At 56.3% G+C, this 23192-nt stretch carries 21 protein-coding genes; 5 read left to right on the top strand and 16 right to left on the bottom strand.

Annotated features, from left to right (window positions below):
* Positions 1–21: 21 nt before the first annotated feature.
* A complete protein-coding gene (locus tag BM235_RS20070) occupies positions 22–1062 on the bottom strand; it encodes a YheC/YheD family endospore coat-associated protein (protein ID WP_090116007.1) in 1041 nt (346 codons plus the stop codon).
* 286 nt (positions 1063–1348) lie between these two features.
* Between BM235_RS20070 and BM235_RS32870 the strand changes: the two genes are divergently transcribed.
* The gene (locus BM235_RS32870) at positions 1349–1963 is read left to right on the top strand and encodes a collagen-like protein (protein ID WP_304441414.1); all 615 of its coding nucleotides are present in this window, start codon (positions 1349–1351) and stop codon (positions 1961–1963) included.
* A 367-nt stretch (positions 1964–2330) separates the two neighbouring features.
* Here the strand turns inward: BM235_RS32870 and BM235_RS20055 are convergent, their stop codons facing one another.
* Positions 2331–3308 (bottom strand): AraC family transcriptional regulator, encoded by a 978-nt coding sequence (locus tag BM235_RS20055; RefSeq protein WP_090116005.1) that lies wholly within the window; start codon positions 3306–3308, stop codon positions 2331–2333.
* Positions 3309–3490: 182 nt separating this feature from the next.
* On the opposite strand from BM235_RS20055, the gene BM235_RS20050 reads away from it, so the two are divergent.
* Positions 3491–4477: an aldo/keto reductase gene (locus tag BM235_RS20050; protein ID WP_090116004.1), complete on the top strand. Its 987-nt coding sequence runs from the start codon at positions 3491–3493 to the stop codon at positions 4475–4477.
* A gap of 79 nt (positions 4478–4556) precedes the next feature.
* Here the strand turns inward: BM235_RS20050 and BM235_RS20045 are convergent, their stop codons facing one another.
* The 3 genes from BM235_RS20045 to BM235_RS20035 form a co-directional block, all read right to left on the bottom strand.
* On the bottom strand, positions 4557–5174 hold the full coding sequence (locus BM235_RS20045; RefSeq protein WP_090116003.1) for a hypothetical protein: 618 nt from the start codon (positions 5172–5174) through the stop codon (positions 4557–4559).
* 81 nt (positions 5175–5255) lie between these two features.
* Positions 5256–5747 carry a GNAT family N-acetyltransferase gene (locus tag BM235_RS20040; RefSeq protein WP_090116002.1) on the bottom strand — a complete coding sequence of 164 codons (492 nt, stop codon included), beginning with the start codon at positions 5745–5747 and terminating at the stop codon, positions 5256–5258.
* Between the two features lie 136 nt (positions 5748–5883).
* Positions 5884–6807, bottom strand: a complete 924-nt coding sequence (locus tag BM235_RS20035) for a phytanoyl-CoA dioxygenase family protein (RefSeq protein WP_090116001.1) — start codon at positions 6805–6807, stop codon at positions 5884–5886.
* A 140-nt stretch (positions 6808–6947) separates the two neighbouring features.
* On the opposite strand from BM235_RS20035, the gene BM235_RS20030 reads away from it, so the two are divergent.
* Positions 6948–7826, top strand: a complete 879-nt coding sequence (locus tag BM235_RS20030; RefSeq protein WP_090116000.1) for a helix-turn-helix domain-containing protein — start codon at positions 6948–6950, stop codon at positions 7824–7826.
* Between the two features lie 12 nt (positions 7827–7838).
* On the opposite strand, the gene BM235_RS20025 is transcribed toward BM235_RS20030, so the two are convergent.
* Both BM235_RS20025 and BM235_RS20020 read right to left on the bottom strand, forming a co-directional pair.
* Positions 7839–9779, bottom strand: a complete 1941-nt coding sequence (locus BM235_RS20025; protein ID WP_090115999.1) for a hypothetical protein — start codon at positions 9777–9779, stop codon at positions 7839–7841.
* Positions 9780–9929: 150 nt separating this feature from the next.
* On the bottom strand, positions 9930–10295 hold the full coding sequence (locus tag BM235_RS20020; protein WP_090115998.1) for an ArsR/SmtB family transcription factor: 366 nt from the start codon (positions 10293–10295) through the stop codon (positions 9930–9932).
* A 172-nt stretch (positions 10296–10467) separates the two neighbouring features.
* Here BM235_RS20020 and BM235_RS20015 point away from each other — a divergent pair, with 172 nt between their 5' ends.
* Positions 10468–12588: a heavy metal translocating P-type ATPase gene (locus BM235_RS20015; RefSeq protein WP_090115997.1), complete on the top strand. Its 2121-nt coding sequence runs from the start codon at positions 10468–10470 to the stop codon at positions 12586–12588.
* Positions 12589–12646: 58 nt separating this feature from the next.
* On the opposite strand, the gene BM235_RS20010 is transcribed toward BM235_RS20015, so the two are convergent.
* Positions 12647–13447 (bottom strand): hypothetical protein, encoded by an 801-nt coding sequence (locus BM235_RS20010; protein ID WP_090115996.1) that lies wholly within the window; start codon positions 13445–13447, stop codon positions 12647–12649.
* 199 nt (positions 13448–13646) lie between these two features.
* Here BM235_RS20010 and BM235_RS20005 point away from each other — a divergent pair, with 199 nt between their 5' ends.
* On the top strand, positions 13647–14852 hold the full coding sequence (locus BM235_RS20005) for a chromate transporter (RefSeq protein ID WP_090115995.1): 1206 nt from the start codon (positions 13647–13649) through the stop codon (positions 14850–14852).
* 6 nt (positions 14853–14858) lie between these two features.
* Here the strand turns inward: BM235_RS20005 and BM235_RS20000 are convergent, their stop codons facing one another.
* From BM235_RS20000 to BM235_RS19965, 8 genes are all read right to left on the bottom strand, one after another.
* A complete protein-coding gene (locus tag BM235_RS20000) occupies positions 14859–15584 on the bottom strand; it encodes a YheC/YheD family protein (RefSeq protein WP_090115994.1) in 726 nt (241 codons plus the stop codon).
* Positions 15585–15687: 103 nt separating this feature from the next.
* On the bottom strand, positions 15688–16509 hold the full coding sequence (locus BM235_RS19995; RefSeq protein WP_090115993.1) for a hypothetical protein: 822 nt from the start codon (positions 16507–16509) through the stop codon (positions 15688–15690).
* A gap of 11 nt (positions 16510–16520) precedes the next feature.
* Positions 16521–17009 (bottom strand): anti-sigma factor family protein, encoded by a 489-nt coding sequence (locus BM235_RS19990; RefSeq protein WP_090115992.1) that lies wholly within the window; start codon positions 17007–17009, stop codon positions 16521–16523.
* Complete coding sequence (locus BM235_RS19985; protein ID WP_090115991.1) at positions 17009–17554, bottom strand: RNA polymerase sigma factor; 546 nt, start codon at positions 17552–17554, stop codon at positions 17009–17011. The genes BM235_RS19990 and BM235_RS19985 overlap by 1 nt, the downstream gene beginning before the upstream one ends.
* Before the next feature lie 233 nt (positions 17555–17787).
* Complete coding sequence (locus BM235_RS19980) at positions 17788–20889, bottom strand: efflux RND transporter permease subunit (protein WP_090115990.1); 3102 nt, start codon at positions 20887–20889, stop codon at positions 17788–17790.
* Positions 20890–21010: 121 nt separating this feature from the next.
* Positions 21011–21787: a 3-hydroxybutyrate dehydrogenase gene (locus tag BM235_RS19975; RefSeq protein ID WP_090115989.1), complete on the bottom strand. Its 777-nt coding sequence runs from the start codon at positions 21785–21787 to the stop codon at positions 21011–21013.
* A gap of 15 nt (positions 21788–21802) precedes the next feature.
* Entirely contained in the window at positions 21803–22465 is a 663-nt protein-coding gene (locus BM235_RS19970; protein WP_090115988.1) for a CoA transferase subunit B, read from the bottom strand.
* Entirely contained in the window at positions 22462–23178 is a 717-nt protein-coding gene (locus tag BM235_RS19965) for a CoA transferase subunit A (protein ID WP_090115987.1), read from the bottom strand. Before BM235_RS19965 ends, BM235_RS19970 begins: the two co-directional genes overlap by 4 nt.
* Positions 23179–23192: the final 14 nt, after the last annotated feature.

Raw genomic sequence — 23192 nt, 5'->3', positions numbered from 1 at the left:
CATCTACCCATATACTGAGCATTACCGAGACGGCTTTTCGCTCAAATACTTCGCGTATTGCAGCGGACGCTGATAAACGATCGATCGATTCGGGATTCCCTTGTATAGCGTTTTCTGGGGCTTGCCGTTCAGTTCGATGATCCAGGGATGCGCATCGCCGTCCAACGCGACGTCGACGCTGAATTCTCCAAGGCGATAATCGGTCTCCATGTCGATGATCTCCGCCGTTCGAAGGCTGACGTCGTAAATGGATGTCACGATCCTTCGGACCTGTTCAGGCGGATAAAGCTTCTTAAGAATGTCTTGAGTCAGGCAAGTTTTTATGAAGATACTCGTATTAAAGCTGCCTCTGTATGCGATCCGGCTTACGAGGTTGGTGACGGACCACAGCCCCTGTTCGTTCTTCTGGACGAGCGCCCGGATATCGAACACCTGCCCGTCGATTTGGCGAATCGGGATTCCCTTTTGCACGATATAAGGCGTCGAATCGACCAACTCTTTCATATGATCGTTAAATAGCCGTAAATCGTTCGTCACCGTTTTAGGCGCGAAATAATGCTGTCCCGCGCGGACTTCTCCCGCATGATTCATCTCCGCCCGGTACACGCCTTTGCCCATGCAGCCGTAAAGCGGTTTTAAATAAATCTCCTTATGACGCTCTAACATGCTCAGTACGTTCGATTCTTCAAAAGGAACCGTCTCCGGCAGATGGTTCGACAGCCACCGATTCAGTTTATTGAAGACATCGAGCTTGTTCAATTGATTAATGTGATTAAATAAACGATCTTCTCCGATCGTCGACCCCAGTCTGTGAATGAAATCAGGATCGGAGCGGTAACAGCGATTATACACGACCTGGGGAAAAGGAAATCGCCCGGTCATCCATCTGCCCCGGACGCACCGCAATCCGACGATCGTTCGGCTTTTCCAATCGATCGACGAAGGCGTGAAGGAAAATAACTTTGCGCCTGTCGCGTTGTTTGACATATATTGGCTAAGAATGGGTTTTCTTTGCGCGCGATTCGCAACAAGTATGCCTACGAATCCTGTTTTAATCGTCATGGTCGACCTCCGTCCAGAATCGCTAAGTTCGTAAGATTAAGGTATGAGAGCCTCTCCTGTATTGCATGGACAACAATACAAAGCGTCGCAAAAATAAGCGTCTCGAATAAGCACGCGTCGATTTTGAACGGAATAGGGTAATTGCGGACACTGATATGAGGTTTATTTCAGTCCGATCCATCATAAAGGAGCGTGCACGTAACTCATGGGTAAATTACCAGGTCCTCCAGGCCCTCCCGGGCCGCAAGGACCCCAAGGACCACAAGGTCCTCAAGGGGCGCAAGGATTGACCGGGGCCACAGGCGCGCAAGGGCCGCAAGGACCGCAGGGGCCTGCCGGACCGCTAGGTCCAACCGGACCGCAAGGGCCTGCCGGACCGCTAGGTCCAACCGGACCGCAAGGGCCTGCCGGACCGCAAGGCCCTACCGGACCCGTGGGCCCCGTAGCCCCGGCTTCGTTCGCCTTTCTCTGCAGCTCGGTCGATCAGGAGATCGCCGCCGCCCCCTCGCCTGGCGCGCAAGGCGGGGCCGTTACGTTTAACGACTCGGTGATCATTTCCGCGGACGTTTCCTTCACGCCACCTTCGACCGTTAACATTTTAACGACCGGATTTTATCGCATCACGTGGGAAGTATTCCCGACGGCCGGCGACTCCGCTTTCGGCTTGTTCTTCGACCCGGATGGCGCAGGTCCGACCCCGCCGGCACTTGTCCCCTGCAGCAATTACGGTTCGGGCGCGGGCAACCAGCCCTATCCGGGTCAAGTCGTAGCCTTGCTGACAGCCGGCCGAACGCTGACTTTAAATCGGATCGACAATATGGGCGCCCAGACCTTGCAAGCGAGCATCGGCGGCGGCACGCCTGTCACGAGCGCGTCTCTTCTCATCGAGAGATTGGGTTAATCCCTCACGGATCAACGTTTGAAAATATATCGAATAAAAATAAGCTTCCCTTTCGATTCGACAAGAATCTTGAGGGGAGCTTATTCGTTTAAACCATTTGGAAATATACGTTTAATCTTCCCATCTGGAATGGAGCACGTGCAGAGCTACCGCATCCCACACCAACCTGATGGATTCCTCCGGAACCCCGCGGCTTCGCAAAAAGTCGCGGGCCGCATTGGCCCCTCCACTTTCGTCTCCATGATCGCGCAATAATTCGGCTGCTTCGACGGCCAGCCGGTTATCGGGCATTTGATATTCGCGATAGAATACGGCATCCTTAAACGCCCCAATACTTAATGTCGCTAACTATCATTCTGTTTTACGATCAGCCGATCCCCTGCTCCGTTTCTTCCCGCAGCCTCTTGATGTCGCTGATCGGCGGCAGACCGAACAGCCGCGCGTATTCGCGGCTGAATTGCGACGGGCTCTCGTAACCGACGCGGTAGGCGGCATCGGCGGCATCGACGGATTCGGACAGGAGCAGCCGGCGCGCCTCCTGAAGGCGTAGCCGTTTCTGGTATTGCAGCGGGCTGAGCGCCGTCAATTCCTTAAAGTAGCGGTGCAGCGACGACGGCCCCATATGGGCCATTCGCGCGAGCTCGCCGATATGAAGCGGTTGGGCATAGTCCCGCTTGATGCGGGCGATGACGCCGGCGATCCGGCTTGTGCCGCTTCCGGCCAGGGCAATTTGCCTGAAGGCGCCCCCTTGGCTTCCGCTTAATAATCTAAAGTACATTTCGCGGATGACCAGCGGCGCCAAATATGAAATTTCGCGCGGCGAATCCAGCAATCGAACGAGCCTGACCGCAGCATCAAGCAGGGCGGGACTTGTCTGTTCGACGAACGCGCCCCGCTTTGACTCCCTTTCGTCCTCTCCCTCCAGCTCCGCGCCTTTCATCACTTCGAGCACTTGGGCCGGGTCCAGTCCAAGCCGCAGGCAGAGGTACGGCGACTCTGCGGAAGCCTGCAGCAGCCGCGAGGTGACCGGCAGGTCGACCGAAACAACGAAGTGCGCCGAAGGACCATATGTATAGCTGTCTCCGCCAAGCATCACGACCTTCGTGCCTCTGGCGACGATGACGACCGCGGGCTCGTAAATCGTATGGACGGGCATCGTCGACTTCGAGGTTCGGATCAAATGAAGCGAAGGAACGGCCGTTCGGAATACGCCGTCACTGCCCGTATGTTTTTCGATCAGCCCGGCCAACTTGGCGAGCTTGTCGGCGATCGGTTGATCGTATCCCGGCGATGGCCCTTCAGGGTCGGCTTGAGACAGCGGAGCTGCGACCTGCGATTGCGGCATCCTTTTCCCTCCGTGTCATGTCTAATTGGTTAAGGATAGTATATCACCGAACGATGGCGCCATTCGCCCGATTGGAGGATTAGGCAACAACTTGGTACGATCCGGCTACCTCATCCGCTGCCTATCGTCGCATAATAAGGGTGTAGCTTGAACGAACTTGATCAGGAGAGGCGGAAACGAAGATGAAGCGAAGAAGATTGGGAAAGAGCGGCCTTGAAGTATCGGCGCTCGGACTTGGCTGCATGGGCATGTCCGACTTCTACGGCGGCAGGGACGACGAAGAGTCCCTGCGCACGATCGACCGCGCGCTGGAACTGGGCATCGATCTGCTGGATACGGCGGATATGTACGGCGTGGGCAAAAATGAAGAGCTACTTGGCAGAGCGCTCAAGGGACGACGCGACAAAGTCGTAGTAGCGACGAAGTTCGGCAACATGCGAAGCGAGGACGGCAAGCACCTCGGCATCAATGGTCGTCCGGAATACGTCAGAGCCGCCTGCGAAGCGAGCTTGCGCCGTCTCGGCGTCGACTACATCGATCTCTACTATCAGCATCGCGTCGATCCGAATACGCCGATCGAAGAGACGATCGGCGCGATGGCCGAGCTGGTGCGCGAAGGCAAGGTTCGGTATCTCGGCATGTCCGAAGCGGCGCCGGCCACCCTTCGCCGGGCGGCTGCCGTCCATCCGATCGCTGCGCTCCAGACGGAATATTCGCTATGGAGCCGCGACGTCGAAGACGATATCCTGATCGCATGCCGGAAGCTCGGCATCGGCTTCGTGCCTTACAGCCCGCTTGGCCGCGGATTTCTAACCGGGCAGATTCGCAAATTCGAGGATCTGGCAGAGGACGATTACCGCCGCTTCTCTCCTCGCTTCCAGGGCGACAACTTCAGGCGCAATCTGGACCTCGTCGATCGGGTCGCCGAGCTGGCCGCGGAGAAAGGCTGCGAACCGTCCCAGCTGGCGCTGGCCTGGCTGTTGGCGCAAGGCGACGACATCGTGCCGATTCCCGGCACGAAGCGGATTAAATACCTGGAAGAGAACGTGGGCGCGCTTGAGGTCGAGCTTACGAAAACGGATCTTGCGCGGATCGACGACGCAGCGCCGCGCGGAACAACCTTCGGCATGCGATATCCGGAAGCCTCGATGAGCAGCGTCAATCTATAAGATGCGACGCAGGCCAATGAATAAAACGCTTTGTTCGGCATTTGACCGAACAAAGCGTTTTATTGTATAAAGCCCTTCTTTAGAATTGAGAAGAAGCCTTCCGTTCTACGAATTCAATAAGCCCCCAGAATACGACGATGCTTAATCCCGCGAGGATGGCGGAGCCTCCGGCATGAATGAACGCGGCTGCGCCAAATGCGGTTGCCAGCCCAAAATGGATTTTGCGCGTATATTTGCTCTTAAGTCGCCGGATCAAATAGCCGTAAACCGCCAAAGACAGCAACAATACAAATGCCGCTAATCCTGTGTACGTATCGTCCTTGATAACGGACTGCGTCAGAAAATAAATACCGTGAGCAGCAATGAGTAACAATGCCGCATAGGCGGCCGGTTGGTGCAGCCGATTGAACAGCGGAACGAGCTTTTTCACCAACGACGATGGCGATTTGCGTTTCTTTTTCAGTCGCAGCCACGCATAGCTGACGGCCGAGCACCAGACGGCGATCGTACCCAGCGTCCTGAAAATGCCTTCGCTTCCCCGCTCTCCGCGACTCGCGCCGGCAGGAAGTTTGACGGGTGCCGGTCCGCCGTGCGCGGTTCCTTGATGGGCAACCCCGAAATAGGCGTACAAAATCATAGCAAGACCGGCTAGAAGCGCGATGGCTGCAGGTATGAATAGCTTTCGGTTATGCTTCATGCCGCTACCTTCTTTCGGAATCGAAATTCATTGCCGACTCCGACAATACGAATTCATTCTTAAAATTCGACATTGATTTTATTAATGAATTCTTAACTTAACCAAGTCGTACCAGACGACGCCGCCATGCTGCGATTCGGATCTGCCGCGATTCACGAACCCCTGTTTCTCGTAAAAGGCTACCAAATCTTCTTTGCACGTAAGCGTGATGCCTTCCCTTTCGTTTACTTGCGCCAGCTCCTCCCACTTCTTCAGTAAAAGCTTCGCGATTCCCTGACCTCTGGCTTCCTTGGATACGGCCAGACCGAGTACGCTTTGATAGCCTCCGTTCTTCGGGTTCGTCTTGATCTCTTTGAATAGATCGTCCGTTATGTACGGCTGACCGATGATCGGGCCGTTGATATAGCCGAGTATTTGTCCTTCTCGTTCCGCCACGATAAAAGTATCGGGGATCAGCCGGATTCTCTCCGCAAAGGCTTCTTTCGAGGCCGCTTCCGCTTGTGAAAATCCTTCATTTTCAATCCGTACGAGCTGTTCTAAATCTGAGGCGCGTACGTTTCGCAATTTAATCATTTCAATCGTCCTCGTTTCCTGAATCATTCGATCGGTCGATGAATCTCGATCCATTTTATCGAATCTGTCCTATCGCATCAATCGACGTAAAAAAGCCGGTGCAGCGCACCGGCCTCGAAGACGAGCAAACGTTGGATTAATCGCGCCAATATTGTAAATGAGGATAACGGAACGTGTCCGACGCCGTCCGCTCGCCGAGTGCGAGTACCCCGTCCGGACGATAGACAAAAGGCTCTTCGCCTTGCGCGTAAGATGCGGCTGCGCGGCGATCCAAGCAGGCGAGCAGCATCTGCTGCTTCAGTCCGAGATACTCGCGCGTATGCGGTCCGTAGTCCCATTCGATCTCGCCGGGACGGAACTCGTAATAGACCGTGCGGCGCAGCGGATTGCCGTCGCCCGCAGGCGAACCGTGCAGCACCGTGATGTCGTGGAAAATGGCGTCGCCCGCCTCCAACGGTACCGGAATCGCATCTTCGGTGCTGAACCGGTCGGGTCCGTCCTTGTCGATTCGCGCTCTGCATGCTTCCTTGGACCATTTGTTGCTGCCGGGAATGACCCATAGGCATGTCGCGAGGTCCGCCGGATCCAGGTAAAAGTCGACGTTAAAGATCGGACGGGGATCCGTGCAGCCTGCAGGTACCTCCGCATCGCGATGCCACGGCACGATGATGCCTTCATCCGGCATTTTGAGGACCATCGAGTCCCAGGTCGGGATAAAATTACTGCCCTGCAGCTTCTCGACCGAGCGCAAAATAAAAGGATGACCGAGGAGCGCCTTCATCGGATCGCTCTTGTCGATGACGTACTCAACCCGGCGCAGGACGTTGCGACCGGTTTTGCCGCCCTTGCCGTACATGTAATCCGGGTCGTCCTGGACGCCTGCGGCGCCTTTGGCCACCTGTTTTTCCATCTCGGCTTGAACGATCTTCAGCTCGTCTCCCTGAAGCGCGCCTTTGATGACCAGGAAGCCGTTATCCAGGAAAAATCGGGCTTGTTCCTCCGTGATGCAGCTTTGCGTGCGTGCGTCCGCGTATAGCATATCCGTCTGCGACTTGCTCATCGTATCGTCTCCTCGATTCGAGATTGTTGTGTCCTCGAGTAAGAGTTTATCGAATCGGACGTCCGATGTATTTGGTCGGGACATTGAATCTTGTTGCCAAAATCACTTTCCTGTACGATAGAGAAAAAGGGGCTAATTCGATGAGCGATGAGAAACGAGACCAACCTGCGACTGGCGGTCCGCCGCCGGGCGATGCGAATTCGGACCAACCGGACTACCATTATCCCCCCTACATCACGCTGGCGCATTTGTTTCACGCACCGTCGGGGTGGGCCATTCACAATCGAACGATGGGACAGTATGTCCTGCAATATGTCGTTGAAGGCCGGGCGGATTACCCGGTCAATGGGCATCTGTATGCGACCGTCAAAGGCGACCTGTTATTCCACCGCCCCGGCGAGCCTCACTCCATCCTTACCTTGGAGGGAGAGCCGTACGTGTGTCTTTCCTTCGTATTCCATTTTGGAGCGAATGAATTCCCGATTCGTCAGCTGTTCGGTGAGACGCACCTGCTCGGCAATTATGCGGGCACGGAGCTCGAGAAAAAGCTGAATCGGCTCGTTCACCTGTATCGGCAGCCGGAACTTTCCGCGCAGTTGCAAGCGCAAGGACTGCTGCTCGAGGTGCTTGGAGAGGCGGCGGCGGGGCTGAACCGGACGCAAGCCAGCTCCGCTGCGGAGGATCGAACGAAAGCCAAGCTGCTGCTGCTGCAAAATTACATCCGCGACCATTACGCCGAAAACGTCCAGCATGGCGACCTTGAGCGAATCGCCGGGCTAAGCCGCAACTATATCATCGTTCAGTTCAAGCGGCAATTCGGCATAACCCCGATGCAGTATTTGACCTGGGTGCGCATTCAGAAAGCGCGAGAACTGGCGCTGCAGACGAACCTGTCGATCAGCGAGATTGCCGGCGAGGTCGGATACGCGGACGTGCACACATTCGGGAAAATGTTCAAGAAAAAAACCGGGACGAGCTTGTCCCAGTTTTGTTCGGCGCTTGTGACGTATAAAGTTTAATGCCGATCGCATTCAGTTCGGCTGCGAGAGCGGATTGCTCGGATTCTCGACGATGACGCCGATCTCGCAAAAGTCGGAGCTGCCTCCCGAGGCTTCAAGCTCTACCCGCAGATGGTAAAAGCCGTTGTGGAAAAGAAGCGTATCGAGGTAGAGCGGCTCGGGTACCGTATCGCCTTCGTACAATACCTTGCTACCGAATCTGAAAGTGAATCGTTTGATCGATTCCCCGGCAGGTACGCCGGCATCCACGTCGATCTTGAGGACGTTGTTCACCTTCTGACGGTCCCGGATCCCCCGCATGTTGACGGCAGCCTTGGGAGCCGGCGCGACATATACGCCATCGATCCACAGTTGTCCGTTTTTGCGTTCCTGCCGTCCTCCCGCGGGAGCGACGACCAGAATGACCGCGTCCTCGGCCGGCACGACGAACGTTGCCGTGCCGGTCGCCGACTTCGCCAGGAATCGGCCGCTCACCGTGTCGTAGAGGTCGACCGAATTCTGGCCGAGCTCATTGATCTCGACCTGTTTTTCCGAGCCGAACGGATTGTAGTACAAGAAGGTCGGGTACGCCTTTTTATGATAATAGTCCGTTTTCAGGCAATCGATCTTCAGAATCCCCTCGACGTTCGTCTTCTCGATCAGCGCGCCCATGAACCCGACATGGCTGCCGCTGTAGATCGAAAAATCGAGCGGACCCCAGCCGATGACGGTGGCGTCGCCGCTGGCATATGGCGTCTTGTCCTCATATTCTTTGCGCATGCCTTCATAGGGCAGCGCGTGCTCTGGATCGCCGTCCCAGTCCGCGCCGGACTGCTTGTCTGCCGGCAGGCCGTCCGCATAGAACAAACGGGACTGATTGGCGACGTTCAGCATCCACTTGCCGATCGCGCGCGCATACCGCGAATCGTATCTCAGGAAGGGCGCCAGCGTGCTGAACAGGAAAAAACCGTTCATGACGAAAATATAGCCGCCGAAATCCTTTAAATTGCCAACCAAGCCGTGCATATCGTAATTTCCCCAGCGTTCGATGCACATGCCCCAGTCCGGCCGAGTCTCCACGCCGCCGTCAAAGATCCAATTGATGTATTTGGTGATGTCGTGGCTTGTCCCGTGTTCGGCTTCCATGCGGGCGGCTAGATAAGGCGAATAGTACATGAGAAGCTCGTAGTACGGATTATCCTCTTGGTCGTCGAGGAAGTCCAAACAAGCGTCTGCCGTATCCAGATAAACTTGGTCGCCGAAACGCAGATAAGCGAGAAACATCAGCATGGCTACCCCTGAAGCCGCATCCGGCTCCTTCCATTTGCCGTTGTCGATGGGCTCCATGTTTTTGAAGTCGAACGAGGTGTAGTTGAAGTTGAGCCGCTCGTCTTCGTCGGTCATGATCTTCACCGCTTCGACCCAACGGTCCGCCGACGATCGAACGAGCGCCTCCATCTCCGGTTCGTTCGGATAGAAGTAGGATAGGACGGCGTACAAAATATTAGCCTGGATCTCATACCAAAACGAATCGCCGCTCGGAATGGACGGGTACCAGACGAATACGCCTTCTTCTTTCCGGAAAAAGGTCTGCAGCATCTTCACGTAGTTGCTGCCTTCCTGATCGCTCTTATCGATGCCGACCAGCGTGGCTCCGAGCACGGCTGCCATGACCGTGATCGCTTCTTGCGAACCGTTGCTGCCTTGATCCGATTTGCCCACGTAGGACATGAGACCGAACGTATCCTCGTTCATATTGTAATGCGTTCGGTCCCGCCAGATGACGGGAAGATATTCGCCTTTGCGGTCGAAGTCGAACACGAACCGGTCGAACGCTTTCGCCTTTTCCCTCCAGTCCCGGATTTCAAACGGTTTGGGGACGGTCGGCATAGATTGAACCAGATGGAGATTTTTCTGAGGTGCGGGCGTAGCGGTTTCTTTTTGCGCTTTTTGCGCTGGCAGTCGGGTAGCCATCTTAGTTCGCCTCCTGAGGAAAGTGGTTTCCGCAAGAGACTATTACCCTGAATAATCGAAAAGTATAACGAAAACGGTAGCCTATTATTTGGAAGCTACCGTCTAATGCTCACATATGCTTATTTTAAGGCTCCAGACTTTGCCCTATCGTTACTTATGCTTCAAATGCTCTAACGTCACCTGGATGATCTCCTCGATATGGGAATCGTCCAGGGCGTAATAAACGGTTTTTCCGACTTTACGTCGCTTGACCATTCGCATATTTCTCAGATATCTCAGCTGATGCGACACGGCGGACTGTCCCATCTCCAGCAGCTCAGACAAATCGTGAACGCATAGCTCGCGTCTCATCAACGCGCTTATGATTTTAACCCGGGTCGGATCGCTAAGCACTTTGAACCATTCCGCAATATCTTGAATGAGCGGCTCGGCGATCATCTCCGCTTTGATTCGGACCAGGTCGGCTTCCGAACCGCCGCAGGTCACTTCGCAGTCTTCCGCGATCGGCTGCTGCATCCCAGGCACCTCTTTTCTTCCTTATGCGATGATTCATTATAACAGACCGCCATTTAATTAGAAAAGATTACGGTTAACCGTCCATTCTGACGCGCATTGACATCTCCCGCTCACCGACATATCATATGAACATATACTCATCTGTTCCATTTGGGATTGGAGCTGGTTGACGATGACATTGGAGCTTCGGGTGGATGGATTGACCTGTCCGAACTGCACGAGCGAGCTCGAGCAGGAGATCAGGCTGCTCGAACACGGGCAATCGGCGAAGTTAAGCTATAATGCCGGCAAATTGACCGTCGATGAAAAAGTCGATCTGGAAAAGGTCAGACGGATCTTGCGTTCGGACGGAGCGACGCTGAAAAAGGATCGCGACGGTCACGCGCATTTCCACGATCTTAACCACGATCATGACCATGATCACAACCATGCGCATGGGTCCGGAAGCACAAAAAGAATCATCGGGCTGCTGAGCGTGTCCGCCCTTCTGTATCTAGGCACGATGGCGACGCAAGCTTGGTTGCCGCCCGCCGCCTCCATCCCGCTTTACGTCGCGGCATCGCTGTTAAGCGGTTATTCGACATTCTGGCGCGGGCTAAAGAATTTGGCGAAGTTCAAGTTCAATATCGACGCCTTGATGACGATCGCCCTCGTCGGGGCGGCGTCAATCGGCGATTGGAAAGAAGCGACGCTCGTCGCGATCCTGTTCGGCCTGAACGAGCTGCTCGAGGGACTGGGCATGGAGAAGGCGCGCAAGTCGATGGAGACCTTGCTGCAGGTTGCGCCCAAAGAAGCCGTGAAGCTGGAAGACGGCCTGGAGAAGATTGTCCCGATCGCCAGCCTGGAGATAGGCGATACCGTGATCGTCAGGCCCGGCGAGAAGATACCTTCCGACGGTACGGTCGCCGGCGGCAAAAGCTCCGTGAACGAAGCGGCGATTACCGGCGAATCCCTTCCCGTGGAGAAAGCGGCGGGCGAGCCTGTATTCGGCGGCAGCATCAACAACGAAGGCGTGCTGCAAATCCGTATCGGCAAAGCGTACGAGGACTCCTCGCTGGCCAAAATCCTTCATTTGGTGCAGGAAGCGCAGGAAACCAAAACGCCTACGGAATTGTTTATCAACAAGTTCTCCAAGTATTATACGCCGTTAATTATCCTGGTCGCCCTCCTCGTTCTGCTCATCCCGCCTCTTCTATTCGGAGGGGATTGGCAAAAGTGGCTTTATCAAGGACTGGCGGTTCTGATCGTCGGCTGCCCTTGCGCGCTGATTCTGTCCTCCCCGATCGCGATCGTCTCCGGCATTGCCCGCAATGCGCGGAACGGAATCCTGGTTAAGGGCGGCGTATTCCTCGAGCAGCTGGGGAAACTGGATACGCTCGCCTTCGACAAGACGGGGACGCTGACCAAAGGCGAACCGCACGTGGAGAAAACGGTCGTTTACGATAAAGATCGTTTCTTCCTCGTCGCAGGCGCGATCGAGAAAACGTCCGTTCATCCGCTGGCCAAAGCGGTCATGAAGGAGATAGGCCGGCTCGGAGCGGCTGTCGGAGATGCCGACAAAATCCATACCCTATCCGGCCAAGGGATTACGGCGACGTACGAAGGGCGCAGCTATTGGTTGGGCAATGAGAAGAGCATCGCGCATATCAACTTTATGGAGGAAGTTCGCTCTGCCATTCAGCTTCTGAAGGATGAAGGCTTGACGCTCGTACTGTTAGCCGACGAGAGCGAAGTGCTTGGGATGTTCGGCATCGCCGACGAGATTCGAGCGGAAAGCGCGGACGTGATCGGCGAGCTGCATCGGAGCGGCATCCGGCGTACGGTGATGCTGACCGGAGATCACCCGAAGACCGCCGAGAAGGTCGCCGGAGCGGTCGGCGTCAGCGAATACTACGGCAGCCTTCTTCCCGAAGACAAAGTCGCGAAGGTCAAACAACTGGCCGCGAGCGGAACGGTCGGCATGATCGGCGACGGCATCAACGACGCCCCTGCCCTGGCCTCCGCGCAGCTCGGCATCGCCATGGGCAAAGGAACGGACAGCGCCATCGAGACCGCAGATGTCGTCCTCATGCAGGATCATCTCGGCAAGCTGCCGGCCGCGATCCGGATCGCGCGCCGGGTTAATCGGATTATTCGATTCAATATCGGCGTGGCGCTTGGCTTTAAGCTGATCGCCTTGCTGCTCACGATCCCGGGCTGGCTGACGCTGTGGATCGCGATCCTATCCGACATGGGCGCTACGATCTTCGTCACCTTGGTCAGCTTGACGGTCTTAATCGAAAAGAGATCTTAATCGCCGAAGCCTCTGGCATGCTGCCGCGTGTCAGAGGCTTCTTGGTTGTAGCACCTTATCAATTGATGTTAACGACAAACGGTACAGTGAAGACTTTTCCTTGATGCTGAAATTGACCCCATATTTTATAAACGCCTTGCTTCGGGAAGGTGGTCATGAACTCAGCCTTGGGGCCGGTCGCCGCTTCGTCCATCGGATGAACGTGAAGGTATTGCTCCGCGTCTGCCGATAAAATAACGACATGACCGACCGCGCCGAGATAAGGCTCCAGATTTCCGATTCCTTCTTTGGACTTCGCATCGACGATGTTGAACGTAAGCATGACCTCTTCGTTGGCTTTGGCGCTGCTTAACGCGAGCTCGACTTCCTTGCCGTCGACCGTTTTCATGAGACTCGTATCGGCGCGGATCGCCTCCGGCGTCTTGGATTCCCCTTCCACGTTCACCCACTCGCCGAGGACCGTATTCGACCCTGCTTGCGGGACGAAGTCCGCGAAGAGTTTATAGGCTCCCCCGTACGGGAACGATGTCCCGATCGTAAATGCGCCGTCTCCCTCGTATTCGGGGTGGATATGGCTAAAGTAGGATAAGTCTTTGCTTACCGCGATCAGATGCATCTTTTTTTCATGATTGAATTCGAATTCATTTACCGCTTTGCCTTTCGCGTCCGCGATGCGAATCGTCAAATTCGAACTTTCGGATGCTTTTGCGGCTTGAGCGCCGAACGTAAAGGCCGCCTTATAGTTGTCTGCCGGTCCTTCGCTCGCCGCATGGTTGCCGTGTTCGCCTTGGTTTCCGCAAGACGCCATTATGCCGAGGACGACAATGCTTGCGGGCAAAAGCATGATGTTCCTTTTCATTCAAAAATTCACTCCCCTTCCTCGAATCTCTACTTCGCATAGAATACCCCACCACCCTATAAATAGTCAATTGTTTTTTTATCACCACTTCCTATTTCGTCTATAGACGGAAACCGCTGTCATCATGGACAATGGTTTTGATGCAAAAAGCGTTGCAAAGGTTGCGGCATAAATCATGCTGGAGGAGGAATGACGGCAAGTGAACTCGAATGAATTCGCGTCACCGCGGGATTCGAAGTCGAAACGGCGGGCGCTGCGCGAAGTTCTCGTCGTATCGACGAAGCTGGGACTTACTTCGTTTGGAGGGCCGGTCGCCCACCTCGGGTATTTTCACAACGAATATGTACGCAAGCGCCGCTGGCTGGATGAGAGAAGCTACGCGGACCTGGTCGCGCTCTGTCAGTTTTTGCCCGGACCAGCCAGCAGCCAGGTAGGCATCGGTATCGGCGTCATTCGCGCAGGTTTGCTAGGAGGATTCGTTGCTTGGTGCGGCTTTACGCTCCCTTCCGTGATCGCCTTGATCGGTTTCGCGCTCTTATTGAAAGGCATGGATATCAGCCATGCGGGCTGGATTCATGGTCTCAAGATCGTCGCGGTGGCTATCGTCGCGCATGCCGTCCTCGGCATGGGCCAGAAATTGACGCCGGACAAAAAAAGGGCCACCGTTGCCGTTCTCGCGGCATCGGCAGCATTATTATGGCAGTCCGTCATCAGCCAAGTGCTGATCATTGCGGCTGCCGCGCTTGCAGGTTTATGGATGTACAGAAAAAAAACCGCCGCGGAAGCGCCGGTACTCGACATACCGATCCGTCGCGGCGTCGCTTATTTTTGTTTGATTTTGTTTTTCGGTCTCTTGATCGTTTTACCGCTGCTTCAACGGCTCTACCCTTCTGGCGGGCTTGCCTTATTCGACAGCTTTTATCGGTCAGGCTCCCTTGTGTTCGGCGGCGGACACGTCGTCTTGCCTCTGTTGGAGCACGAAGTCGTTCCTTCCGGCTGGGTCGGCAAAGAGGACTTCCTGGCAGGCTATGGCGCCGCGCAAGCCGTTCCGGGCCCGCTGTTTACGTTCGCTTCGTACCTGGGCGCGATGGCGAGGGGCGCATGGGGAGCGATGATCGCTACCTTGGCTATCTTTTTGCCGGCTTTCCTGCTCGTCGTCGGAACGCTGCCTTTCTGGACTTCGCTCCGAAAAAGCGCTAGGGTTCAAGGGGCGCTGATCGGTATTAACGCGGCGGTCGTCGGCATTTTGCTGGCCGCGCTGTACAACCCGCTTTGGACGACCGCGATTATGGGGCCGCGCGATTTCGCGCTGGCATCCCTCTTGTTCGTGCTGCTCGTTTTCTGGAAGGCGCCGTCTTGGATGGTTGTCGTGATCGGCGCCGCCGGCGGGATTCTGATTCATTGAAGTTCGTTAATAAGCCGACTGATACCGACGAATCTTTTTGAAGATCGACCGATCCGGATGTTTGCGGAAAATATAAGGGTCGGGCTTTGTATTCACCTCGAGGATCCACGGCTTCAGCGTTTTGTCCATCGCGATATCAAGCCCGATCTCCGATATGCCCGGGAATGATTTTCTGAGCGAGCGACCCGTCTGAACGCCAAGCCGAGCCAGCGCCCCCAGTTTGGCGTTCAAATTCGCAACGTGCGGCCGTAGCAGCGTTTCCGCTGTATATAAAGTGCCGCCGTTGTGATAATTGGTGACGATTTTTCCCTTGGCGGCCGCTCTGCCGATGATCCCGGTCGTTTCCCACCGCTTGCTCGGCGAATACTGCGACATGACGCGAAGATCGAAGCGGTTGCCACGGTATCGAAGCAGATGTATCCCTCTTTGAACCAAATACGTTTTTCCTCGCGTTAACCGGCGCAAAGCTCCGTACAAGGCTTCGTACCGGCGGTATCGGACGATTTTGCGTCCTGACTGGTAGCGGTAGCCTTCTCCGATCTTCTCAACGCGCATCACGCCTTTGCCGAAGGAGCCGCGATCGGGTTTCACATAAACCATCCCGTAGCGATGAAGCAGCCGCTTCAAGCTTTCGGCCGTCATTTTCGAGGTGGCCGGCAAAAATCGAGCTACCTTCGGATTGCGCCTCAGCGCAATCGTTTTCGCCCACTTGCTGGTTATGCGTCTTACCATCGCGAGCATCCCCTCCGTTTAAGCTGATGTCCTCTCTATCCTATTCGGCTGCCAGTTAGCCGTGTTGGCCTGATATACCGGTAAGCCGAGGATCTTCGGGCGTCTAGCGGCGACGAAGCTTCGATACCGTCCAGGACATCGCGATGCCGAGCGAGTACAGCAGCAGCGCCAGGAAGATGCAGGCTCCGACGAACGGAACGTTCATCGCGGAGACGATAATTAACGCGCCGGCCCCTGCCCGCATCCATTCCGGTTTGTCCGCCGTCCCGCGTATCTGTTCCCCAAGCGTTTGGCTGACAATCGTCAGTCCGATCGATAACGCCGCCAAGGCAAGCAGGGCGACGAACAGGATAAAGGGGATGCCGACGATCGACAGCAGCAGGAGAACGCTGATGGCGGCGAGCATGAGTCCCGTGAAAAAACCGGCGGCGAACAACTTCCCCCGTGGCGTCTGCCGGTACCGGTCGATCAAGGCGACGGCTTTGCTTTTTCCGATCAGAACGATCAGCACCGGCAGAATGAGCATGAGCAGGCTCGCCGCAAGTTTAACCGCGCCGTACCCGATCATCAGCCCCGAGCCGAGTACCAGGCTATTCATCGTCGCGCTGTCGAACGAGATGTTCACGACGTCGTTCGTGACATCCGCCCCTTCCTCTATGATCAAGTTGCCTCCGAAGATGACGACGGCGCCCTTGATATGGGCGGATGCGCGAACGCGCAAGTCGCCGCCTACGACCACGACGGTATTGCGAACGGTACCGGCGATGGAAGCGTCTCCGCCAATGACGACGACATCCTCCACCGATTGCGTAGCGGAGACCGTCGTATTCTGATGCTCGTACAAGCTGGCCGCTTCCGTCGTCTTGGGGACCGACGCGAGGCACAACAACATGAGAATCGCAAGCGTTCGTATAAGCTTCAGCATGGTTCTCTCCTTCATGGCGCGGTGCTTCGAAGAATGCGCCGCAGCGATAGGCCGGAGAATACGAAGATCGCTGCGCTGAGCGGCAGGACGGCTCCCCATACGGCCGGTATCGAGGAAGCGACGTTCGACAAAACGTAAGCGGCCGTCAACGAAAATTGAAGGGCGATCGAGAACAATTTGAAAAATGTCGCCCCGTACATGGAGATCAGAACGATTAAAGCCGCCAGCGCGACGAGCGATACGGCGGTCAATCCGGTTGACGTACCGGCCGACTTCGCTCGCCGGCCGTCCAAAGTCGCCAGTACCTTGAATTCCAGATCGGGCGGGGCGGCCAGTTGGCCGTAAAAGCCTGCGATCTCGGCGCGCATGTCGATGAGTTCGTCCACCAAGCTTGCGCAAGACGCGCAATGAAGCAAATGCGCGTCGATCCGATTCCGCTCCCCCGCGTCCAGCTCCTGATCCACGTAGGCCGACAACGATTCGGTCGGATGCTCGTTCATTAGGGCTCACCTCTTTTCATCACTTGGCGGAGCGAGAGTCTCGCTGCGTTCAGACGGGACTTCACGGTCCCGACGGGAATATCCAGCAATTGCGCGATCTCTTCGTAACGGTAACCTTGCGCGTCATGGAGCAAGATGATCTGCCGGTGGTCGGGCGACAATTGCGCCATCGCCTCATCGATCGACCATTTTAGCTGCTGGGACAGGTACTGCTCCCGAGCTTCCTTCTGCTCCATGCCGGCTAACGCCGAAGCCGAAGCCGCGGACGTTTTTTCCCGGTTCCGCTTTTTGAGGCGATCCGCGCAAAGATTAAATACGATACGATTGAGCCAAGAGGCGAAGGCGAATTCGCTTTCTAACCGGGATAGCGATGCATAGCATTTGACAAAGGCTTCCTGCGAAACGTCTTCTGCCTCCATTGTATCCCCTAGCATACCGTAAGCATAGCGATAGACTTGATCCTTGAAGCGTCGCACGAGCGCGGCGAACACGTCCGGATCGCCGCGCTTGGCGTCCCGAATCAGACGGTGAAGTTGCTCATCCACACGAGATCAACGCCTCCCGAACTCGAATACGCTCGCTAACGGGGTTCTTGCGGAAGTCTCGCGGCTTCTCCGCCGATCCCCGAATTTCGCTCCCATACAAGCATAAACAGCGAACCGCCGCAAGGGCAAGCGCGTCGTTCCGTCGAGCGTGATATAGAGCATGCCTGTCCCTGCCTTTCTATGAACAACATGGACGTGCCCCGCCTTATTCGGGGCGCGAGCCGGTTTGGGGCTTAATGGGCTGCCGCATGGGCTTCGAGATTCGCTTTCGTTCTTTTGCCTTGCATCCATTCGTACAAGATCGGAATGACCAGAAGACTGTTCAAGGTCGAGGTGATCATCCCCCCGATCACGACGATGCCGAGCGTCCGGGAGACGACGGCGTCTCCGCTCTGAGAGACGGCCAGCGGGATCAGGGTCAAGACAGTCGTGCCGGCCGTCATCAAGATCGGACGAATCCGCGACAAGCTGCCTTGCAGGACCGCCTCCCGGAGCGCCATCCCTTCTTTGCGGTTGCGCTCGATCTTATCGATCAGCACAATGCCGTTGGTCACGACGATGCCGGTCAGCATGAGCACGCCGACGAGCGCGGGCAGATTCCATTCGCCGTGAATCAGATATAACGCCAGCACGACGCCGGTAAGGGCAAGCGGGATACTAACGAGTACGGCCAGCGGCGCTTTAAGGCCTTTGAATACGAAGCTGACGATGAGGAGCACTAGCAGGATCGACACCGATACGGCGATGATCATCTCTTCGATCATCTGGTTCACCTGCGTAGAAATGCCGTTCATAGAGTAGATTACCCCCTGCGGCAATTCGGTATGCGCAAGCGTACTTTTCACTTCCTTAGCGACCCTGCTCATTGGGCTGCCTACGATCTCGGTCGTGACGACCGAGAAAGGTTGGCCGTCGAGCGACTGAATCGTAGAAGGAACGGTATCCACCTTGATCGTCGCCAGCTGATCCAGCCGGACCTGCGATCCGTCCTTGCCCGCGAACGTCTCCGCGGCGAGCGACTTAAGCACGTCGGTCGTGCTCTCGGTTCCTTTGGATGCGCCGGTCGCTACCGGATCGAGATAGACGTCGACCGGGATAGCGCCTTTGGATGATGGTACGGTAAAGTCCTTGCCTTTGCTTGTATAGCGCGCTATGACCTGATCGATACCGTCCGGGTTCACGCCGTATTTCTCGATTTGAGCGTCGTTCAATGCGATCGCGTACTTGGCTGCGCCGTTGGACAGATCGGCCTTGCCGTCCACGCTAAGACCGTCGATGGCGGCAAGTTTTTCCCGAATCGTTTGCGCGGCTTGATCAAGCGTCTGCTGATCGCCCCCGGACAACGTAATTTTCATTTGTGCGTCGTCGCCTGCGATGTTTTGGTTGGAAACGGTAATGACCGAGCTGCCTGCGACCGGGTCTAGCGAATGTTGGAGCGATTGGATATAGGCGTTCAGATGGCGCTGGTCATGCAGCGCAAGAGATAGATTCGCGACGTTCGGCTGCTGGACGAAGCCGCCGCCTTGATCGAATACGTCGTCCGCTTCCGGCGTGCCCGTGGATCCTAATTTGGCGGCGTACGAAGCGATATTCGAATCGTGGCTCAGGACATCCTCCACCTTTTGCACCTCTGCATCGACTTGCGGCAAGGTGCTGCCCTTCGGCAATTCCACTTTCACGGCGACCTGTCCGGTCGTCGCGCTCGGCAGCAGGCTGAAAGGAAGCTGCGAACCGCCAGCGGCTGCAAGGATCAGAAGCGCCAGCGTGATGCCGACCACCGTCTTTTTGCGCTTCAGCGCTGCCAGAAGGATCGGCTTCATCATAGGCTCAAGCGTGACGGATTTCGATTCGATTCCTTTCCCGCCCATGAAGGCCAGCGCGGGCAGGACGATCATCGCGACGAAAAAGGAGACCGCGATCGCGATGACGACGGACCAGGCGAAACCCGAGTACGACGCGCCCACGATGCCGCCGACGAACGCGATCGGGATATATACCGCGACCGTTGTCGCCGTCGAGGCGAAGATGGCGGGCAGCATCTCCACGACTGCCGAAGCCAGCGCTTGAAGCGCCGGTCTTCCTTTGTGCTCCTGCGTTTTACGGTACATGTTGTCCAAAATAACGATGGCGTCGTCCACGATGCGTCCCATGGCCACGATGAGTCCGGAGACGGTCAAAATGTTGAGCGTGATGCCCATCGACCTCAGGATCGCCGTCGTCGCGAGCAAAGAGATCGGCAAGGAGACAGCGATGACGAGCGTCGAACGGACGTTGCGGAAAAAGAAGAGCACGCACAGCATCGAGAACAAGCAGCCCAGAAGCCCTTCCCGCAGCAGTCCCTTGAGCGAATCGTTCAAGTCATGGGCGCGGTCCAGCGTCAGCGCGAGCGACACATCGCCGCTCTTCAGGACAGGCAGGCTGGCTGCGCGCTCCTTCACTTGCTTGGCAACGTCGATAATGTTGGCGGACGGCGTCTTGATCACGTCGATCAGCACGCTCGCTTGTCCGTTCGTCCGGGAGACGGTCTTCACGTCGGTGAGCGAATGAGAGATATCCGCGACAGCCGATAGCGGAACGGAGTTCCCGTTCTTATTGTGAATGGCGAGATTGGCTAACGCTTGGTCGCTCAGGTCCCAGCTGTCGATCCTGATCGGGATCGACGCCCGAACGTTGGCGATGTTGCCTTGCGACCAATTCGGCAGTCCCTTCGATACCGAATCGTTGAAGTCGTCGATCGTCAGCCCGTTTTTGGCGAGATCCTTCATGCGCACGTAGATGACATAACCGTCGTTCGCGGCGCCGGTTGCATTCACGGCCGCTACGCCCGGCACGGATTTTAAAGAATTGACGATATTGGCCTGGACGTTTGAACGCAGCGCATTGTCGTCGACTTTTGCGTTCGCGGCCGTCAGGCTGTAGCTCAGGATCGGGAACGTGCTCGTCGTCAATCGGGTAACCGACGGCGCCTTGACATCGTCCGGCAATGCCGCCGAGGACAGCGCCAGTTTGGTATCCGACTCGGCTTTCTTCATGTTGTAGTCCATTGGAAAGTACAGGTTCATCAACAAGCCGCCGTCGTAAGACGTCGTCTCGATATTCGATAAGCCGTCGACGCCCTTTAACGCGTCGTCGATCTTGGAGGCGATATCGGACTGGATTTGATCCGCTTGATAGGAAGAGGCCCGCAAGGAGACCATAAGCGTCGTATTGTTGATGCCCGGCATATAATCCCGCTGCATATGGAAGGCAGCCACGCCGCCCCAGGAGATGATCAGCAATACGATAACGAGGATGATGACCGATCTTTGCATGACGGATTGTAGGACTCGGTTCATGTTAAAGCCCCTTTCGGTTGGATATCTCAAAGGACTTGACATTGAACCGAATTGTTCGCGGGTCGCGAAAATATATTAAAATTAATTTGGGCGCGACCGGATATCGCTCGTCGCGATAAGTTTATTGCGCCGTGTATCCCCCGTCGATCACCAGCGCTTGCCCCGTGATCCCCCTCGCCGCTTCGCCGGTCAGATACAGCGCGAGCTCCGCGATCTCGTTCACGTCGATCAGCCTTCGCTGCGGGACGAGCGGCAAGATCACCTTAGCCAACGCTTCCTCTTCCGTAACGCCATGCAGCGCAGCGAGGTCTGCGAGCTGATTGCGAACGAGCGCCGTGTCGACATAACCGGGGCACAGCGCGTTGACGGTGATACCGTCCGTCGCCGTCTCGAGCGCCACCGCTTTGGTTAAGCCGATGACGCCGTGCTTGGCGCTGTTATAAGCGGATTTGCCGGCAAACCCGACTACGCCGTTAATCGAAGCGATATTGACGATTCTGCCGAAGCTTCTTGCCCGCATGCCGGGGACGACATGCTTGATGAGCATAAAAGGCGCCGTGAGCATGATTCGGATCATGCGCTCGAACGTTGCCGTCGGGAAGAATTCGACCGGGGAGACGAACTGCATGCCCGCATTATTGATCAGCACGTCGATGCCGCCCCACCGGTCTTCTGCGATTCGCACCGCCAACTCGATCTCGTCTTCGCTGGTTACGTCCAGGCGCATGCCATGGACATCGTGCCCAGACTGCCTGAGCCCCTCTGCAGACCCGAGCGCGGACGCTTCGTTCACGTCCGTCAGCACGACGGTCGCGCCCGCTGCCGCGAATCGCCGTCCGATCTCGAAGCCGATGCCTTGGGCCGCGCCCGTGATCAACACTACTCGCTTTTCGGCCATCGCGCTTTCCTCCTATTAATACGTATGGGTAAGCAAATGCTCCGATATCCGAAGCCGAGCCCCGGTCGATGCCGCAACCTCTTCGGGAGAGAATCCGTTTGCGGTCTCCGCCAGCAATAATCCTTCGGGCGTGACGTCGATGACGGCCCGGTCGGTGATGATTCGGTGGACGACCGATTTGCCCGTCAGCGGCAGCGAACAGGCCTCGACGATTTTCGGCTTGCCGTCCTTGCTCACATGCTCCATCACGACCACGATCCGCTTCGCGCCGTGGACGAGATCCATCGCGCCGCCCATGCCTTTGATCATCTTGCCCGGTATCGTCCAGTTGGCCAGGTCGCCCGAGGCGGACACCTCCATGCCGCCCAAGATGGCCAGGTCGATATGGCCGCCGCGGATCATCGCGAAGGAAGCCGCGCTATCGAAATAAGCGGCGCCCGTTACGGCCGTAACGGTTTCTTTGCCTGCGTTGATCAAGTCGGGATCGACTTGCGAAGGTTCGGGATAAGGGCCGATGCCGAGCAAACCGTTCTCGGATTGCAGCCATACCCGCTTATTTTGCGGAATATAATTGGCCACCAAGGTAGGCATGCCGATGCCTAAATTGACATAATACCCGTCCGCGATTTCTTTCTCGGCCTTTACTGCAATGCGTTCGCGCGCCGTTCCTGCTGTCATCGTATCCCTCCTCCGATTTCAGGTTGCTTGGCGACCGTCAGCTTCTCGATGCGCTTGCGCTGCTCGCCGATCGCCAGCGATTGAACGAAAATGCCGGGCGTATGGATCCGATCCGCTTCGAGCCTGCCGGCTTCCACAAGCCTTTCGGTCTCGGCGATCGTGATGCGGCCCGCGGTCGCCATGATCGGATTGAAGTTTCTGGCGGTTTTATTATAGACGAGGTTTCCGTATACGTCCGCTTCGCAAGCGCGGATCAGCGCAAAATCCGCCGTCAGCGAAGTTTCGAGCAAATACGTTTTACCGCCGAACGCGCGCGACTCTTTCCCTTCCTCTAACGGCGTTCCTACGCCCGCCGGCGTATAAAAGGCGGGAATGCCGGCGCCCCCCGCCCTGATCTTCTCGGCCAGCGTGCCTTGCGGCAGCAGCTCGACTTCGATCTCTCCGGCCAGCGCCTGACGTTCGAATTCCTTGTTTTCGCCGACATAGGAAGCGACGATCTTTTTGATCTGTTTGTTGCGAAGCAGCAATCCGAGCCCCCAGTCGTCGACGCCGCAGTTGTTGGAGATAATTGTCAGATCCTTTACGCCGGTCTCGGACAGCGCGACGATCAGGTTTTCCGGGATGCCTACGAGCCCGAAGCCGCCGACCAGGATCGATGCGCCGTCTTGTATGCTCCCAACCGCTTCCGTGAACGATGAATGAATGATTTTCAATGCAACTCGCCTCC

This window comes from Cohnella sp. OV330 (assembly GCF_900112065.1).
In the GTDB taxonomy this organism is placed as follows: domain Bacteria; phylum Bacillota; class Bacilli; order Paenibacillales; family Paenibacillaceae; genus Cohnella.
Note: the sequence above shows the minus strand (reverse complement) of the source record. Positions and strands in the feature narration are given on the sequence as shown.